Origin of the sequence: Thioalkalivibrio sp. ALJ1, assembly GCF_000745395.1 — a bacterium.
GTDB lineage: Bacteria > Pseudomonadota > Gammaproteobacteria > Ectothiorhodospirales > Ectothiorhodospiraceae > Thioalkalivibrio.
The window spans coordinates 133,559-151,101 of the sequence record NZ_KN050684.1 but is presented as its reverse complement, the minus strand read 5'-3'; the positions used below and the strand labels follow the sequence as shown (position 1 = coordinate 151,101).

General features: G+C 66.9%; 17 protein-coding genes. 13 read left to right on the top strand and 4 right to left on the bottom strand.

Translation table 11 applies throughout. The annotated features are described in order from the left end of the window. Nucleotides 1-43 precede the first annotated feature (43 nt). A complete protein-coding gene (locus tag F462_RS03075; RefSeq protein WP_018141867.1) occupies nt 44-475 on the top strand; it encodes a YbhB/YbcL family Raf kinase inhibitor-like protein in 432 nt (143 codons plus the stop codon). A gap of 24 nt (nt 476-499) precedes the next feature. Beyond that, a complete protein-coding gene (locus F462_RS03070) occupies nt 500-2,044 on the top strand; it encodes a BCCT family transporter (protein WP_018141866.1) in 1,545 nt (514 codons plus the stop codon). A gap of 70 nt (nt 2,045-2,114) precedes the next feature. Here the strand turns inward: F462_RS03070 and F462_RS03065 are convergent, their stop codons facing one another. The 3 genes from F462_RS03065 to F462_RS03055 are packed head-to-tail and all read right to left on the bottom strand — an operon-like array spanning nt 2,115 to nt 3,998. Next, nucleotides 2,115-2,489: a hypothetical protein gene (locus F462_RS03065; protein ID WP_038051466.1), complete on the bottom strand. Its 375-nt coding sequence runs from the start codon at nt 2,487-2,489 to the stop codon at nt 2,115-2,117. A gap of 25 nt (nt 2,490-2,514) precedes the next feature. Then, the gene (locus F462_RS03060; protein ID WP_038051464.1) at nt 2,515-2,844 is read right to left on the bottom strand and encodes a hypothetical protein; all 330 of its coding nucleotides are present in this window, start codon (nt 2,842-2,844) and stop codon (nt 2,515-2,517) included. A 29-nt stretch (nt 2,845-2,873) separates the two neighbouring features. Next, on the bottom strand, nt 2,874-3,998 hold the full coding sequence (locus tag F462_RS03055; RefSeq protein ID WP_038051461.1) for a transporter substrate-binding domain-containing protein: 1,125 nt from the start codon (nt 3,996-3,998) through the stop codon (nt 2,874-2,876). An 85-nt stretch (nt 3,999-4,083) separates the two neighbouring features. Here F462_RS03055 and F462_RS03050 point away from each other — a divergent pair, with 85 nt between their 5' ends. The 6 genes from F462_RS03050 to F462_RS03025 all read left to right on the top strand — a co-directional run bounded on the left by F462_RS03050 (nt 4,084) and on the right by F462_RS03025 (nt 11,839). Then, nucleotides 4,084-5,325 carry a methyltransferase domain-containing protein gene (locus tag F462_RS03050; RefSeq protein WP_038051459.1) on the top strand — a complete coding sequence of 414 codons (1,242 nt, stop codon included), beginning with the start codon at nt 4,084-4,086 and terminating at the stop codon, nt 5,323-5,325. Next, nucleotides 5,322-6,077: a DUF429 domain-containing protein gene (locus F462_RS03045; RefSeq protein ID WP_038054788.1), complete on the top strand. Its 756-nt coding sequence runs from the start codon at nt 5,322-5,324 to the stop codon at nt 6,075-6,077. Before F462_RS03050 ends, F462_RS03045 begins: the two co-directional genes overlap by 4 nt. Before the next feature lie 61 nt (nt 6,078-6,138). Then, nucleotides 6,139-8,472, top strand: coding sequence for a DNA translocase FtsK (locus F462_RS03040; RefSeq protein WP_038051456.1), 2,334 nt, complete (start codon nt 6,139-6,141; stop codon nt 8,470-8,472). A 141-nt stretch (nt 8,473-8,613) separates the two neighbouring features. Next, nucleotides 8,614-9,267, top strand: coding sequence for an outer membrane lipoprotein periplasmic chaperone LolA (lolA, locus tag F462_RS03035; protein ID WP_018141860.1), 654 nt, complete (start codon nt 8,614-8,616; stop codon nt 9,265-9,267). A gap of 401 nt (nt 9,268-9,668) precedes the next feature. After that, nucleotides 9,669-11,066: a replication-associated recombination protein A gene (locus F462_RS03030; protein WP_038051453.1), complete on the top strand. Its 1,398-nt coding sequence runs from the start codon at nt 9,669-9,671 to the stop codon at nt 11,064-11,066. Beyond that, entirely contained in the window at nt 11,063-11,839 is a 777-nt protein-coding gene (locus F462_RS03025; protein WP_026181661.1) for a TVP38/TMEM64 family protein, read from the top strand. The genes F462_RS03030 and F462_RS03025 overlap by 4 nt, the downstream gene beginning before the upstream one ends. Here F462_RS03025 and F462_RS03020 read toward each other — a convergent pair. Further along, nucleotides 11,774-12,331, bottom strand: coding sequence for a TMEM165/GDT1 family protein (locus F462_RS03020; RefSeq protein ID WP_038051450.1), 558 nt, complete (start codon nt 12,329-12,331; stop codon nt 11,774-11,776). The two genes, F462_RS03025 and F462_RS03020, sit on opposite strands and share 66 nt — an antisense overlap. 288 nt (nt 12,332-12,619) lie before the next feature. Between F462_RS03020 and F462_RS03015 the strand changes: the two genes are divergently transcribed. The 5 genes from F462_RS03015 to ntrB all read left to right on the top strand — a co-directional run bounded on the left by F462_RS03015 (nt 12,620) and on the right by ntrB (nt 17,536). Further along, nucleotides 12,620-12,862, top strand: coding sequence for a hypothetical protein (locus F462_RS03015; RefSeq protein ID WP_018141856.1), 243 nt, complete (start codon nt 12,620-12,622; stop codon nt 12,860-12,862). Between the two features lie 114 nt (nt 12,863-12,976). After that, nucleotides 12,977-13,333 (top strand): DsrE family protein, encoded by a 357-nt coding sequence (locus tag F462_RS03010; RefSeq protein WP_017941855.1) that lies wholly within the window; start codon nt 12,977-12,979, stop codon nt 13,331-13,333. A gap of 128 nt (nt 13,334-13,461) precedes the next feature. Continuing rightward, nucleotides 13,462-14,763 carry a nitrate regulatory protein gene (locus F462_RS03005; protein ID WP_018141855.1) on the top strand — a complete coding sequence of 434 codons (1,302 nt, stop codon included), beginning with the start codon at nt 13,462-13,464 and terminating at the stop codon, nt 14,761-14,763. Between the two features lie 496 nt (nt 14,764-15,259). Next, nucleotides 15,260-16,552: an ABC transporter substrate-binding protein gene (locus tag F462_RS03000; RefSeq protein ID WP_018141854.1), complete on the top strand. Its 1,293-nt coding sequence runs from the start codon at nt 15,260-15,262 to the stop codon at nt 16,550-16,552. Between the two features lie 48 nt (nt 16,553-16,600). Beyond that, nucleotides 16,601-17,536, top strand: coding sequence for a nitrate ABC transporter permease (gene ntrB / locus F462_RS02995; protein WP_018141853.1), 936 nt, complete (start codon nt 16,601-16,603; stop codon nt 17,534-17,536). The last annotated feature ends 7 nt before the right edge of the window (nt 17,537-17,543 follow it).

Below are 17,543 nucleotides of genomic sequence, written 5' to 3'. Positions count from 1 at the left end.
GGCCATGCGATTGAGCAGTCCTGCCTTTGCCGATGGAGAACGGATGCCGATCGAGGTCTCGGCGCGGGATGCCAACCAGCTGCCGCAGCTGGAGATCCGCGAGGTGCCGGCGGGCGCGCGCAGCCTCGCGCTGATCCTGGAGGACCTGGACTCGCCGCTGGGGGAGGTCACCCACTGGCTGGTCTGGAACCTGCCGCCGGATACGCATTGCGTGGATGCCCTGCACCTGCCCCGCGAGGGGCGCGTGGGGATGGATGCCTTCGGCAAGGTCGGCTACCTCGGCCCGGTGCCGCCGGAGGGCTGTCACCACTACCGCTTCCGCCTGCTGGCGCTGGATGCCGAGCTGGAGCTGGAGGCGGGGGCGACCCGCAGCCAGTTCGATGCCGCGGCCGAGGGACACGTGCTGGACGAGGCGGATCTCACCGGGGCGCTGTGCTCCGCCGACGAGGGCGCGGATCCCGATGCGCCGGCCTGATCCGGCCCGCGGGGAGGCCGCGGCATGAGTGACTACCGCCCGGAGGCCTTCTTTGCCACGGTGAACCCGACGGTGTTCACCGCCTCCGCGATCATGGTCGTGGTGTTCGTCGCCTTCGGGGTGATCTTCCCCGCCACGGCCAGCGAGGTGTTCGCCAGCATCCACGGCTTCATCACCGAGTATCTCGGCTGGGGCTACCTGCTGGTGGTGACCTTCTTCCTCGGCTTTCTGATCTGGCTGGGCTTCAGCCGCTACGGCGTGATCCGGCTGGGGCAGCCGGATGACCGGCCGGAGTTCGGCTTTGCCGCCTGGTTCGCGATGCTGTTCTCCGCCGGCATGGGGATCGGCCTCGTGTTCTGGAGCGTGGCCGAGCCGATCCTGCACTACCAGCATCCGCCGACCGGCGATGGCGAGACCGACGCGGCCGCGCGCCAGGCGATGGTCTACACCTTCTTCCACTGGGGCCTGCACGCCTGGGCGGTGTACGTGGTTCTGGGACTGTCGGTCGCCTATTTCAGCTTTCGCCACCGTCTGCCGCTGACCATTCGCTCGATCTTCTACCCGCTGCTGGGGGACCGCATCTACGGCCCGATCGGGCATGTGATCGACATCCTCGCAGTGTTCGGCACCCTGTTTGGCCTGGCGACCTCGCTGGGATTCGGCGCGATGCAGCTCAATACCGGGCTCAACGTGCTGGTCGACATGCCGGTCTCACACTGGTGGCAGGTGGGCATCATCACCGCGATCACCGCGGTGGCGGTGCTGTCGGTGATCTCCGGGCTCGATCGCGGGCTGAAGTGGGTCAGCGTGTTCAACCTGGTACTGGCGATTAGCTTCATGCTGTTCGTCTTGGTGGCCGGGCCCACGCTGTTCATCCTGCGCTTCTTCCTCGACTCCACCGGCGGCTATCTGCAGCAGATCGTCCAGCTCAGCCTGCATACCGACGCCATCGGCGGCTCGCAGTGGCAGAAGGACTGGACCATGTTCTACTGGGCGTGGTGGATCGCCTGGTCGCCTTTCGTCGGCATCTTCATCGCGCGCATCTCGCGCGGGCGCACCATCCGCGAGTTCATCGTCGGCGTGCTCGCCCTGCCCAGCCTGTTCGTGTTCGCCTGGATGGCAATCTTCGGCGGCACCGCGCTGCATATGGAGCTGTTCGACGACGGCGCGGGCATCGCTGCGGCGGTCGCCGAGGACACCACCGTGGCCCTGTACGCAACCCTGGCCCAGCTACCCTGGACCACGATTGCCTCCGGCGTGGCGACCCTGCTGATCGCGACCTACTTCATTACCTCGTCGGCCTCCGGCACCTACGTGGTGGATGCGCTGATCTCGCGCGGTTCGAAGCACTCGCCGAAGCGCCAGCGGGTGATCTGGGGGATTACCGAGGGGGCGGTGGCGGCGACGCTGCTGATCGTCGGTGGCGAGCGCGCGCTGGACAGCCTGCAGACCGGATCGCTGACCGCCGGGCTGCCGGTGGCGATCATCCTGGTCTTCTGCTGCTTCAGCCTGATGCGGGCCCTGGGCCGCGAGTACCGCGTCGAGGGCGTGGACCCGCCCTGGCGTTGAGCCGGCGCCCAGGGCTCTCGGCCGCCCGCCCATGGTGTGCCATGCCCGCTCGGAAAGCCGTGCACTGAAGTTATGCTCTCGGCGTGGCGTCTCCGTCGGACGGACTCTGCTCCAGGGTCTTGCGCAGCTGCTCGATCTGTTCCGGCTTGATGCCGGCGATGTCCTTGATCGGCAGGGTCACAGCAAACCCGTGGCCCTGCCGGCTCAGTTCCAGTTCCGCGTCCAGGTGTTCCAGCATGCGGCGGGCCAGATCGGCCTCCAGCACCATTAACAGCACCTTGCGAACGGAGGTGTCCTTCAGGTCCATGACCGGGTTGCGCCGTAGCTGGGCGATGCTCTGGGCATCCAGTAGGGTCAGGCCGGCAGCCCCGTCGCGCTGAACGATCTCGATCGCGCGTTCGGCCAGGGTGCGCGGGATGACGGCGGCGAGCAGAACGAATTGCATGGCAGAGTCTCCGTATCCGGGCGCGTCAGGGCGTGGTGGTCAGGTGGCCGATGAACTCCATGCCCTTAAGGGCGCTCACGTCCAGGGTGAAGGCAAGCCCGTTGTAGGGCTGGAGCAGGTCGAGTTCCAGGTTCATGCGCTGCGCAATGCGTTCGGCCTGCCCGGTCTCCAGCTGCCAGATGCAGACCGATTCGTTGCCCTGGTAGGTCACCCCGAGAAAGACCATGTGCTCGGGGAAACCGAGCCCCGAACCCTGGATCACAGCACCGTCCGCGCCGCCTTCCTCCGCGGCGATGGCCAGGGCCTGCTCCTCACGGTCCTGGTCGACGATCGCGATCAGAAAGGTCTCCGCCATGATGCTTTTCCTCCCCGCGGTGGTCTGCGTCAGTTGCCGAGATAGCGCCGCAGCACCCGTTGCCAGTCGTCGGATTCCAGAATCTCAAGGATAGCGACGTTCATTGGGGCGCGCAGTGGCGACCCCTGGGGCAGTGCCAGGGCATAGTCCTGGCGCAGGAACTCGACCGGCAGGACCTCCAGTTGCCCCGCAAAGTGCTCGCGGACCTGATAGCGCAGCAGCGGAGCGTCGTAGACCATAGCGTCGGCGCGGCCCTCGGCGACTGCGCCCAGTGCGGTGGCGAGGTCAGCATGGTCGCGGTAGACAAAGCCCTGGTCGTCCAGCCAGGCGGCGGCACTGGAGCCGCCAATCGTGGCGATGCGCTGGCCCTCCAGGTCGGAGACATTCTGGATGCCGGTATCCAGCGAGCTGACGGTCAGCGTGGTCGCGATCGCGGCGGTGAAGGTGGAGACCAGGATCAGCGCCGCGAACATCCAGACCAGCGCGATCGCGCGGCCGGGCAGGGTGCGCGGAGCCTTGTCGCCATAGCCCACCGTGGTCATGGTCACGGCGGCCCACCAGAATGCGGCGCCGAGCCCTTGTGCGGCACTGCCGCCGAACTCGTCGGCGTTACGCCGGCGTTCGAACAGCCACAGCAGCGCACCCACTAGCAGGAGCAGTCCGGAGAGCGCGAGGATGACCATCAGGAAGGGTACGGAGATGAACGCGCGCAGGGCCCCGGCGATTGGATTGCCTTGTTGGGGCACGGCAATCGACAGCCCGGTGCTGTAGTACGGATGGGTGAAGTCGACCCGTTCGGCGCGTTCGGCGGTTGCGGTGAGGGCCGCGACCGAGATATCGATACGGTCGTCGCCCAGGCCCTCGATGAGTCCCTCGAGGCTGGTCTCCCGGTAGTCGGAGTCCAGTTCCATGCGTTCCGCGACCCGCTCCCACAGTTCGATGGCAATGCCGGAAGGAGCGGCGCCCGGCTCCTCCGGCGCAATCACGAACGGTGGCACGAAGCGCGTCCCCACGCGCAGGGTCGAGTCGGCGCCGATGCCGCTGGCTCCATTTTCCTTGGCCTGAGCGGACGGCAGGGTAAGCAACGTGGCGAACACGAGCACTGCGCCGGCCAGCAGCGACATAAACGGGAGCGAGCAGAGGGTGCGGGGCATGCGGACATCCGGTGGGGGCTTGCCCGTACCATAACCGGAAGATCGTCAACGAGGCAGTCTAGGGAAATACAGCGGGAGGGTGTTCATGCGGAATCCATTCGCCGATCCGAGCAACAGTGAAGCGCGCCCGACGCAGGGAATGGCGGTGGATGTCGGCTTCACGCTGGACTGGGCGAGTGCCGAGGCCCGTCACCGGGAGTGTCTGTTCCTGCCGTGGCTGGAGCCGGAACGGGACCGCTGGCCGGGCGATCTCGGGGCTGCCCTGCGCGGGTGGGGCGCGGGGGCGGCGCACGAGGCCTCCCGCGAAACCGCCGCGGCCCTGGTTCCGCAAGAGGAGCCCGACCGCGTGCTGGAGCTCCCGGCGTCGGCATTCAACCGGGACCTGCGCCGGCATCGCCGGGTGGAGCCCCATGCGGGGCGTTTCTACCCGCGTGCGTTCCTTGCCGGTCATGCGGGGATCGAGGCCGGGGATCGCGAGCTGTTCCGGATCGGGGCGCTGGAGGGTGATCACCTGGTGGCGGATCTGAATCATCCGCTGGCGGGGCACGACCTGCGGCTGCAGGCGCGGGTTATGGCGCGCCACGAGGTTGGGCGTGACGATGAGCGGACGGTGGATGTTGCCCGGCTGCTGACGGCCCGCGGGCCGGGCATGCAGGCCCGCTGGCGTGGACGACCGACCGACTTCTGGGTCGACGGGGCGCTGGGGCGCGAGGACCCGGAGTCCGATGCGGTGTTCTATGCCGCACCGCGCCGGGTGCACCACCTGGACGCGACCGCGCGGGCCGAGATCGCCGCGCTGTATTCCGCCTGCATTCCGGTGGGTGCGCGGGTGCTCGACTTGATGAGCAGCTGGGAGTCCCACCTGGACCGAGTCGAGTCGCCGGAAGCCGTGATCGGGCTGGGCATGAACGCCGAGGAGCTGGCGGACAACCCCCGGCTGACGTCATCCCTGGTGCACGACCTGAACCTCCGTCCGGAACTGCCATATGCGACGGCGAGCTTCGATGCCGTGGTCTGTACCGCGTCGGTCGAGTACCTGACGCAGCCCGAGGCGGTGTTCCGCGCGGTACGCGAGGTGCTGCGCCCGGACGGGGTGTTCATGGTCACGTTCTCCGATCGCTGCTTTCCGACCAAGGCGATTGCGGTGTGGGGGCGGTTGTACGACTTCGAACGCATGGGATTGGTATTGGATCTGTTCCTGCGGTCGGGCTTTAAGGATCTTGCGACCTGGTCCTTGCGCGGCTTGCCGCGTCCGGCGGACGACCCCTACGCCGGGCGCCTGGATCACGCCGATCCGGTGTTCGCCGTTTGGGGGCGCTGCCCGTGAGCCGGGAGGTCTGCATCATCGGTGTGGATTGCGCGACCCAGCCGCGCAAGACCGGGCTGGCGCGGGCCTCCTGGTCCGGTGACCAGATTCGCCTTGAGGAGGCGCGCCGCGCCCATCCGTCGGAGCCGGTCGCCGACGTACTGTGCGCCTGGATGAGCACGCCGAATCCGGTCCTGCTGTGCCTGGATGCCCCGCTTGGCTGGCCGGCGGCACTGGGCCAGGCGCTGTCGGGCCACCGCGCCGGGGAGGGCATCGCGGAAGCCGCGGATGCGATGTTTCATCGCCATACCGACCGCGTCATTCGGGCGCGGCTGGGCAAGCGCCCGCTGGAGGTCGGCGCGAACTTCATCGCGCGAATGGCGCTGGCGGCTGTCCAGTTGCTCCAGGAGCTGCGTGCACGAAGCGGCCTCGAGTTCGCGCTGCCGCAAAGCGCGGGGCCGATCAACGAGTCCGCCGCGATCGAGGTATATCCGGCGGCCCTGCGTCGCCTGCGGGGCTGGGACGACCGCGCGGCGGTGCACTCGGGATTGGTCGCCACGTTCGCGGACCCGATGCCGAATCTCGCGGATGTCACCGACGATGTTCAGGATGCGGTGCTTTGCGTCCTTGCCGGGGCCGATTTTCTCCGCGGACGAGCGGTGGGGCCTTCCACCGACGAGTTGGTGTTGGCCGAGCGCGAGGGCTGGATCTGGTCGGCCGATCCGGACCCGCTTCTCAGCTCCGAGTCCGGGGCCCCACGCAGGGCGTCTTAACCGGTAAACTGCAAGCTGTTTCGAGATGCCCGCAACCGCGGGCTGGACCAATGGGGAGCACATGGCCGCAAGCAAGGCCAAAACCGGGGGCAAGGGCAAGAAGACCATCGAGCCGGCCGCAGCGCCCAGTCTGAGCGGCCAGTTGCTGCGTGGGCTGCGCGAGGGCGCGCTGCTGATCTTCGGCATGCTGGCGTTGTATCTGTTGGTGGCCCTGGTGAGCTACCACCCGGGGGATGCCGCCTGGTCCACCACCGGCGATGGTGAAGGGCTGCGTAATCTGGGTGGCACCACCGGTGCCTGGTTCGCCGATATCGTCTTCCATCTGCTGGGCTATCTCGCCTACCTGATCCCGCTGGCGGTCGCCGGCATCGGCTGGTGGCTGTTCCGCCACCGCCGCGAGGCGCAGATTGCGAGCCCGATGGAGCTGACGGTGCGTGGCGTTGCCCTGATCGTCGCGCTGATCTCCGGCTCCGCGCTGGCGGCGCTGCACTTGTTGCCGGGCGGAATGCCGGTGCATGCCGGCGGCATCCTGGGAGACCTCTTCGGCGGCTGGGCGGTGGCCGGGTTGAGCCTGGTCGGCGGTACGCTGGTGCTGCTCGCGCTGTTCCTTGCCGGGGTGACGCTTTTCACCGGGCTCTCCTGGTTCCTGCTGATGGACCGTCTCGGTCAGCTGGCCGTGCGCGCCTGGGAACGCACCCGCGCGGCGATCGATTCCGCGCGCGACCGGCGCATTGGCGCCCGCGAACGCGCCGAACGCGAGACCCGCGTGGAGAAGGAGCGCAAGCGCACCGAGAAGCGTGCGCCGTCGCGGGTGGAGCCGCGCATCGAGACGCCGCCCCCCAGCCCGCGGGTACAGAAGGAGAAACAGGTCCCGCTGTTCACCGAGGGCAGCGGGGCCGATCCGCATCCTCCGCTGTCGCTGTTGGACGAGCCGCCTCCACCGCCCGAGGGTTTCTCCGAGGAGTCTCTGCAGGCGTTGTCGCGGCTGGTGGAGCTCAAGCTCAAGGACTTCGGCGTGGAGGTCGAGGTCGTGGCCGTGCAGCCGGGCCCGGTGATTACGCGCTTCGAACTGCAGCCGGCGGCTGGGGTGAAGGCCTCGCGGATTTCCGGGCTGTCCACGGATCTGGCGCGCTCGCTGTCGGTGATGGCGGTGCGCATCGTCGAGGTGATCCCGGGCAAGTCGACCGTGGGTCTGGAGATCCCGAACGAGAATCGCGAGATCGTGGCCCTGTCCGAGATCCTGCGCTCGGATCTGTTCGACTCGAACAAGTCACCGCTGACGATGGCGCTGGGCAAGGATATCGGGGGTGCCCCGGTGATGGCGGATCTGGCAAAGATGCCGCACCTGCTGGTGGCCGGGACTACCGGGTCCGGGAAGTCGGTGGGCGTGAATGCCATGCTGCTGTCGCTGCTGTACAAGGCGACCCCGGACGAGGTTCGGCTGATCCTGATCGACCCGAAGATGCTGGAGCTTTCGGTCTACGAGGGCATCCCGCACCTGCTGTGCGAGGTCGTCACTGACATGAAGGATGCCTCCAACGCCCTGCGCTGGGCAGTGGCGGAGATGGAACGGCGTTACAAGCTGATGTCGGCGATGGGCGTGCGCAACATCGGTGGCTTCAACAAGAAGGTGCGGGATGCCGAGGCGGCCGGAGAGCCGCTGAAGGACCCGCTGTTCAAGCCGGAAGAGGCGATCACCGAGACCGAGGCGCCGGAGCTGGAGACGCTGCCGTTCATCGTGATCGTGGTCGACGAGTTTGCCGACATGATCATGGTGGTCGGCAAGAAGGTAGAGGAGCTGATCGCACGGCTGGCGCAGAAGGCTCGCGCCGCCGGCATCCATCTGATCCTGGCGACCCAGCGGCCTTCGGTGGATGTGATCACCGGCTTGATCAAGGCCAACATCCCTACACGTATTGCGTTCCAGGTCTCCTCGCGGGTGGATTCACGCACCATCCTGGATCAGATGGGGGCGGAGCATCTGCTAGGGCATGGCGACATGCTCTACCTGCCACCGGGCAAGGCGATGCCCGAACGCGTCCACGGGGCCTTCGTCGGCGACAACGAGGTGCATCAGGTGGTCGAGTACCTGAAGTCCACCGGCGAGCCGGACTACAACGAGGCCATCCTCGACGAGCCGGAGGCCGGCGCGGCGAGTATTCCCGGGCTGGAGTCCCCGGGCCAGGGCGAAAGCGAGAGCGACCCCTTGTACGACCAGGCGGTGCAGATCGTGATCGAGTCGCGCAAGGCCTCGATCTCGTTCGTCCAGCGCCGGCTGAAGATCGGCTACAACCGCGCCGCGCGCATGGTCGAGGACATGGAGGCCGCCGGTCTGGTCAGCCCGGTGCAGTCCAATGGCAACCGCGAGGTGCTGGTGCCGGGGTCGAAAGACTGAGGCCTCCGACTCGAACCAAGGGCCCCAAGCGAGGTCCATGTCTCGGGTCGTGTGACACCGTTCGTCATTACCTCCAACGCTATTCACGCCGGGTTAAGCGACCGGGCGCAGCATGATTGAAACGCTTTAACCGGAGTTCGCATGAAGTCTCGTTCTTCTTCGCGCCTGTTGCTGGCCCTGGTGGCCATGGCCTCCCTGATCGTCGGCGCCGCATCGGCGGCCGAGCCGGCGGCGGATGCGCGCGCCGCGCTGGACCGCTTTGTTGATGGGCTGGAGACCTTCTCGGCCGAATTCACGCAAACGGTGCGCGATGAGACCGGCTACGTGTTGCAAGAGTCCGACGGGCAGATGCAGCTCGGCATGCCCAATCGCCTGCATTGGCAGGTGACCGAACCCTTCCCGCAGACCATCGTCTCCGACGGTCAGGACCTGTGGATGTACGACCCGGACCTGTCGCAGGCTACGGTGCGCCCGCTGGGCGATGCGTTTGACGCGACCCCGATCGCCGCGATCACCCAGCCGGAACGCCTCGACGAGCACTTCCGTATGTCGCTTCGTCCAGTGCCGGATGGCGCGGCCTTGCGGTTGGTGCTGATCCCGCGGAACGAGCAGGCGGACTTCACCAGCCTCGACCTCGATCTGACCCCCGATGGGGACCTGACCCGCATGGCCTTCCGCGACATCTTCGGGCAGACGACCGAGATCCGTTTCCATGCAACCGAACGCAACGCCGATCTCGACCCCGCGATCTTCACCTTCGAACCGCCGTCCGGCACCGACATCTACCGTCCGTAACCAAGCCCGCGCCCTGGTTATTCTCCACGAAGCTCACCAAGGCACGAAGAAGGTCAAGGGCGTTTACAGGAAGGTGGGGAGACTGCAAGGAGGGCGCTGGAAGTGTGGCGCTTTGGTCTGAATCCCGACGGCCCGGGCCACGTAACGACGTTGGTGTAACCCCGAACTCCCCACAACGCCGGACCATCCGTCATGGTGTGTCTGGACGGACGCCCTGCACGCTGTCATTCCGGCCGGAGCATTCGTACATCCTTTTTGTTGTGGAGTTCCCAACGCCAACACCAGCTCTTCTCCGTGTTCTCTGTGCCCTCCGTGGTGCAATCCGGCCTTGACCTTCTTCGTGCCTTCGTGCGCTTCGTGGTGAAAAAAGGGTTTTCGCCCGAAGGGTTACAATCTCCGTTATGAGCGATTCCCTCGATGGCGATCTGTTCGGCCCGGATCCGGACATGGCATCGCCCGAACCCGAACCGGAGCCGTCCCCCGCGGGCCCCGACCCGTCCGCGCCGCTGGCCGAGCGCATGCGTCCGGCGCGGCTGGACGAGATGCTCGGCCAGGACCACCTGGTCGGCCCCGACGCTGCGCTGCGTCAGGCGATCGAGCAGGGCCAGACGCCGTCGATGATCCTCTGGGGTCCGCCTGGGTGCGGCAAGACCACGCTGGCGCGGTTGGTCGCGGCCGCCGGTGCGCAGCGGCTGGTTACGCTGTCCGCGGTGCTCGCCGGGGTCAAGGATGTGCGCGCCGTGGTGGAGGCCGCCAAGGCGCGGCGGCGCAATGGTGTCGGGACGCTGTTGTTCATTGACGAGATCCATCGCTTCAACAAGGGCCAGCAGGATGCCCTGCTGCCGCATATCGAGGACGGGACGCTGACCTTTGTTGGCGCGACCACCGAGAACCCCTCGTTCGCTCTGAATAGTGCGTTGCTGTCGCGGGCACGGGTCTATCGCATGGGCGGGGTTGGTCCTGAGGCCATCGAGGCCTTGATCGAACGCGCGATGAATGACCCGGAGCGCGGCCTGGGTGGGCGCGGCCTGACCCTGGACCCGGAAGAACGTCAGCGTTTGGCACGGGCCGCCGACGGTGATGCCCGGCGCGCCCTGAACTGGCTGGAGACCGCCTCCGACTTGGCGCGTGAAGGCGCCATTACGGGCGACGCCCTGCGCGCGGTGATGGGGGCGCAGTCTCTGGCCTTCGATCGCCAGGGCGACGCCTTCTACGATCAGATCTCGGCCCTGCACAAATCGGTGCGCGGCTCCGATCCGAACGCAGCCGTGTACTGGCTGACCCGTATGCTGGATGCCGGCTGCGACCCGGATTACCTGGGCCGTCGCCTGCTGCGTATGGCCTACGAGGACATCGGACTGGCCGCCGTGGGCCTGGGGGCGCGGGTGCTGGCGGCCTGGCAGACCATGGAGCGCCTGGGCCGGCCGGAGGGCGATCTGGCCCTGGTGCAGGCGGTGATCGAACTGGCCGCCGCACCCAAGAGCAATAGCGCCTATTCCGCCTTGAACGGCGCGCGCGCGGCGATCCGCGACAGCGGTAGCGCGGACGTCCCGCTGCACCTGCGTAACGCCCCGACTGAACTAATGCGCGAGGAGGGCTTTGGCGCCGGCTACCGCTACGATCACGACGAACCCGACGGCTTTGCGCGCGGGCAGGTGTATCTGCCGGAGGGGCTGGAGTCGGAACGTTTCTATACCCCGCGCCACGAGGGTACTGAACGCGCACTGGCGGAACGCCTGGACCGCCTGCGCGGGGACGATGCCCTGCCCGGGAGCGCCGCGTCGGGTGGAGCCTCATGAGGATGCGCCATCACAAGCGCTGGCTGGCGGTCGCCGCGGTCCTTTCCGTGATCTCGGTGGGCTGGATTCTGCTGACCACGGAGTGGCCCAGCCTCGGGTTCCCGCTGGGCGAGGTGGAGGCCTGGCTGCGCGGTTGGGGTGCAGCTGCCTATCTGGTGTTTGTGCTGGCGTTTATGGTGCTAGCGCTGTTTCCACTGCCCAGTACCTTCTGGATTCTGTTGGGCGGGGCCTTGTTCGGGCCTTTCACCGGCGGCGCTTTGAGCCTGCTGGCGGCCACCCTGGCGGCGATCATCGCCTTCATGCTGGCCCGCACCTGGCTGCAGCCGTGGCTGGTCCCGCGCATGGGCGCGCGCAGCCACCGCCTGCGCGCGGATGTAGAGGCCGAAGGCTGGCGGGTAGTGGCCTTGACCCGGCTGGTGCCGGTGTTTCCGTTCGCGCCCACCAACTACGCCCTGGGCCTGGTGCGTCTGCCGCTGCCGGTGTTTGCGCTGACCACCGTGCTGGCACTGATGCCCAGCCTGTTCGCCTATGCCTGGCTGGGGCATGCCACGCGCGAGATGGCCGCCGGCGCCGATAGCGGCGTGCAGCTGGGGTTGGCCGTGTTGGCGGTGCTGGCCCTGCTGCTGTTGCTGCCGCGCCTGGTGCGGCGTATCTGGCTGGGTCAGAAGACGCTGCACGCCGAGGCTCCGCTGACTTCAGTGTCGCCCTCAGACCCAGGCGAGCAGGATCCCGAGACCCAGGGCGAAGAACAGCAGGGCGGCGAGCGCGCGTAGCAGTCGCAGCGGCAGGTGGCAGGCGAAGCGCTGGCCCAGCCAGACGACCGGGGCATTCGCGAGGACCATGCCGATGGTCGAACCGATCACGACGAGGACCAGGCTGTCGAAGGTCGCGGCCAGGGCGGCGGTCGCCACCTGGGTCTTGTCACCCATCTCCACCAGGAAGAACAGCACAGTGGTGGTCCAGAACACGCCGTGCTTCGAGGCGGCGGGTAGTTCGTCTTCGCCATCCGGGATCAGCACCCATGCGGCCATGATGATGAAACCGATACCCAGCCCCCAGCGCAGCCAGTCGTCCGGAACGCTGGTGCCAATCCAGATCCCGGCCAATGCCGCGAGGAAGTGATTGGCCAGGGTCGCTACCACGATGCCCCAGATAATGGGCCAGGTCTGCTGGTAGCGGCAGATCAGGAGCAGGGCCAGGAGTTGAGTCTTGTCGCCCATCTCGGCGATGGCGACGATCACGGTGGAGACGAGCAGGGCTTCCATGGCGTTCTTCCGGGCCGGGTGGGTTTGCAAGACACGTGACATCGCGTCCCCACCCGGCCAAGGATGTTGACGCAACGCCACGGGTCTCGCGGGGCCCGGTGCCGCATCGGCGGCGGGGCTGTCTGCACCACGGTCGACCAGGCGGCCGATCAAATCTGTTGATGCAGACCCCGGTGAGGTCAGGTACTCCCTGAACACCCGGGTCGCTACTCCCCTGAAGCAGGGCGAATTCTAGGTCGGCGCGGGGGTAGTCGCAAGTCGAGAGGCGCTTCAGGTAGGATGCGCGCCATGAAAGCCTTCGTAGCCTGGGTCGATCGGACGCCGTTGTGGCTGTTCGCTGTGTTCGTGGCGACCCTCGGGTTGTCACCCTATGTTCCCGAACCACACATCGTCGAGAAGATTCGCTGGCTCTTCCAGGGCGAGCTGACACGCCCGCTGGACATCTTCGACTTGATCATGCACGCCGTTCCTTGGTTGTTGATGGCTTTCAAGCTCTACCGCATGAGTATCGAGCCGAAAGACGCGCCCTGACTGGAGCGGCGCGCAGACCCGATAGAGTGACGCACTGCGCTAGTGGGAACTCGACGACACGGTTGCAGATCGCTACGGTTCCTGTGACTTTGAGACGTGACCAAGGAGAGTCCCATGCGCTTTATTGTTGCTGTCACCGCCGGTACCGACGATCCCACCCGCGCGACCCTCGGCATGATCGCCGCGAACGTCGCCAAGCAGCAGGGCCACGACGTGACCGTCTGGCTGCAGGGCGAGGCCGTGAACATCGCCAACCGCAACGTGTACGACAAGATCGTCGGCCACAACATGCCGGCGATGAAGGACATCGTGGATTCGCTGGTGAGTGAAGGCGTCCCGTTCTGGGCCTGCGAGGCCTGCGCCAAGGGTCGCGACGTCGGCGAGCACAACTTCCTGCCGAACGCCGAGATGGCCGGCATGGGCCACTACGTCCAGGCCGTCGCCGAGTTTGATCGCTCCATGAGCTTCTGACCCGGTCGAATTCCGACCCGGGCGGGGTGTGACGCCCCGCCCGTTTGCTGTACCCACCCGGTGCCAGTCATTCGACCTGGCACATTGCATGCTTGCTGGTTCCTGTGAACCTGTCACGGAACACGCGCATGACTTCGAATACCCCCCTGGACGAGACCATCGGCGATTTCCTGGTGGCTTCGCGCAAGTGCGAGGTTGTGAGCCTGGAGCGCCTGCTGGAAGCCGTGCAGTTGGTTGGACTGATCCGCGCCCTGGTGCACCAGCTGCAGCGTGAACGGGGCGCCTCCAGTCTGTGGATCGGCTCGGGCGGGCAACATTACGCGGACGAGCTCGCGCAGTACCGGGAAGATTCTGACGTGGCGGCGGCGGGCTTTAATGGCCAACTGGGTGGCTGGCTCAAGCCGGGTGCCTGCGCCCATGCTCGCAGCCGTCTTCTGGGGCGTATGGCGTTGGCCCTGCACGGCCTTTCGGGGCTGCCAAGTCTGCGCGAGGAGGTATTCGAGGGGACCCTGACCCCGATGGAGGCTATGCGCAGCTTCAGCGAACTGATCCGTACCTTGCTCGCGGTGGTCTTCGAGGCAGCGGATTCGGCCACCGATCCGGAGGTCTCGCGGGCCCTGGTTGCGCTTTTGAATTTCATGCAGGGCAAGGAGTTGGCGGGCCAGGAACGTGCGATCGGTGCCGCCGGGTTTGGTCAAGGGGGATTCGCCGGAGAGCTTCGCCAGGCCCTGTTGCATCGTATTGATGCCCAGGAGCGTTCGTTTCGCATCTTCTCCGAGTTCGCGCCGGAGCCGGCCTGTGCCGCCTGGCGCGAGCTGCAGGGTGCGGGCTTCGCGCCCGAGGTCGAACGCCTGCGCCGCCAGGCCTGCACCCAGGCCGATGGAACGCCGGATCCAGCCCGGGCCGAGGCCTGGTTTGCCTGTACCACCGCACGCATCGACACCATGAAGGAGATCGAGGACCTGCTGGAGATGCATCTGAACGAGTGTTGTGCCGCCCGGATCGAGGCGGACCGGGCCGATCTGGGTGCGGTGCGCGACCGCATCGCGCAGCTCGCCGAATCGGAACTGCGTGACAGCGTGCCCTATGCCGTGTTCTTCGGCGCCCCGGAAGGGCTGGAGCCCCAGGGCGACGGGGATGACGGCGTGCTCGACGTACCGATCGTCGGCCATTCGGTGATGGACCTGGTGCAACGCCAGGCTAGCCGCCTGCAATCCGTGGAGGATGAACTGCAGGCGGCGCGCCAGGCCCTGGCCGAGCGCAAGACCATCGAACGTGCCAAGGCGCTTCTGATCCAACACCGCGGCCTCAGCGAGGACCAGGCCTACAAGCTTCTGCGCCAGACGGCGATGAACCAGAACCGGCGACTGGCCGAGGTCGCCGAGGCGACCGTCGCAATGTCCGACCTGCTGGGCAAGGGCGGCCTGTAGCCCATTCCCCGGGAAAGAGATGCCGCTGGGCGGCGCCTCTGTGGGAGCGGGCTTGCCCGCGAAGCCCCTGCCAGTGTCCACAGTGTCCACCTCTGGCAGGGGCTTCGCCGCCAAGGCGGCTCCTACGGGGATTATCTCACTGACGCACTATTTCAGGTCATCTGCACCGCTGGCGCGCCCCACGCTGGTGCCTCCGGGGTCGGCTTCTGGCCTTCGGGCTTCCCGCAAGCGTTCGGCCCGATGTTCGAAACCATCCGATTTTTCCGCGCCATGGCGCGATTGTTTCTGTCGGGGTCGATTAGAAACGGCTAATTGGCACACCTCCTGCAGGAGTATCGGCAAGGCGAGCCAATGGCGGTTCGCCGCCTGACAACAGGGGGTCCCGATGCCCGGGACTCCCGTGGGACTGGACAAAGGCGTCCATCACTCGGCTGCGAAAGCGGTCGGGCTGATGCGACGCCTTTTTTCGTTTTTGGCCATGGGGAGCAACAAGACAATGAAATCGAACGATCGCAGTAACGGAATCTCACGCCGCCGCTTTCTGGGGGGCCTTGCCGCCGGTATCGGGGCGACCACGCTGGGCATGGCCGGCGCCGCGCCCTGGGGCTACGTCCGAGCCGGCAACGGCAAGCCGGAGACCACCGAGGCCAAGCTGGGCTTTATTGCCCTGACCGATGCCGCGCCCTTGTTCGTCGCGCTGGAGAAGGGCTTCTTCGCCGCCCATGGCATGCCCGACGTGCAGGTGTTGAAGCAGTCCTCCTGGGGCACGGTGCGCGACAACCTGGAACTGGGCTCGCGCCGCGGCGGCATCGACGGCTCGCACATTCTGACCCCGATGCCCTACCTGATCCATCGTCGCGGTACGCCGATGAGCATCCTCGCGCGGCTGAACCTGGCCGGGCAGTGCATCTCGGTGGGCGATGAGTACTCCGATCTGAAGGTCGGCCTGGATACCGGGGAGTTCAAGGAGGCGCTGGCGGAGAAGCGCGCCGGCGGCGACGAGGTCCGCGCGGCGATGACCTTCCCCGGCGGCACCCATGACCTGTGGATTCGCTACTGGATGGCGTCCGGCGGGATCGACCCGAACCGCGACATCTCCACCATCGTCGTGCCGCCGGCGCAGATGGTCGCCAACATGCGGGTCGGCTCGATGGACACTTTCTGTGTCTGCGAGCCCTGGAACATGCAGCTGATCAACCAGGGCATCGGCTACACCGCGAACACCACCGGCGAGCTTTGGCACAACCATCCGGAGAAGGCGCTGGGCATGCGCGCGGACTGGGTGGAGGCGAACCCGAACGCGGCCCGCGCCCTGGTCATGGCGGTGATGGAGGCGCAGATGTACTGCGAGGACCCGGCGAACATCGAGGAGGTCGCCGAGATCTGCTCGCGCCGGCGCTACATCCATGCCCCGTACGGCGACATCATCGACCGCATGCAGGGGCACTTTGACTACGGCACCGGCCGCGTGGTCGAGGACCACCCCGATCGCATGCGCTACTGGAACGATCAGGCCTCCTATCCCTTCAAGAGCCACGACCTGTGGTTCCTCACCGAGGACATCCGCTGGGGCTACCTGCCGCCGGACCTCGACATGCAGGCCCTGGTGGACGAGGTCAACCGCGAGGACATCTGGCGCGAGGCGGCCGACACGCTTGGCATCGATTCGGCCGACATCCCCGACTCCACCTCGCGCGGCAAGGAGGAATTCTTCGACGGCAAGATCTTCGACCCGGAAGACCCGCAGGCCTACCTCGACAGCCTGGAGATCAAGGCGCTCGCGTCCTGACGCGAAGGCCCGACGCCCCCTGCACAGACGATTCAAGAGGATTCGATGATGAGTGCCATTCTCGATCGCAATATGACCTTCGGCGCCGGGCGCGAACGCCCGGCGGCAGCGGCGACCCCCACAGACCCAGTGGCCCGCCCCGCCCCGCCGTCGGACCGGTCCGGCGGTGCCCCGCCGCCCGACCCCGGGCTCTGGGGCCGGCGTATGCGCCACGCCGCCACCGTGGTCCTGCCCCCGGTGATAGTGACCGCGATTTTTTTGTTTCTGTGGGAAATGATGACGTCCTCCCAGGGAGCCGTACTGCCCGGCCCGAGTCAGGTGATCACCGACACCTGGGAACTGATCATCGATCCGTTCTATGACTACGGCGGCAACGACGTGGGCATGGCCTGGCAGCTGCTCGCCAGTCTGGAACGTGTGGCCTACGGCTACGCCCTGGCGGTAGTCGCCGGGATCGGTCTCGGGGTGCTGGTCGGCCAGTCCACCTGGGCGATGCGCGGGCTGGATCCGCTGTTCCAGGTGCTGCGCACCGTGCCGCCGCTGGCCTGGCTGCCGATCTCCCTGGCCGCGTTCCAGGCCAGCAACCCGTCGGCCATCTTCGTGATCTTTATCACCGCGATCTGGCCGATCATCATCAACACCTCGGTCGGCATCCGGAACATCTCGCAGGACTACGTGAACGTGGCCCGCGTGCTGCGCCTGAACGGCTTCGAGTACTTCACCAAGATCATGCTCCCGGCCGCCGCGCCGTATGTCTTCTCCGGTCTGCGCATCGGCATCGGCCTCGCCTGGCTGGCGATCGTCGCCGCCGAGATGCTGATCGGCGGGGTCGGCATCGGCTTCTTCATCTGGGATGCCTGGAACGCCTCCATGCTCAGCGACATCGTGCTGGCCCTGGTCTACGTCGGCCTGGTCGGGTTCTTCCTCGACCGTCTGGTCGCGATCGTCGGCAAATGGGTCACCCGCGGCACGCAGGCCGGCTGATCCGGCC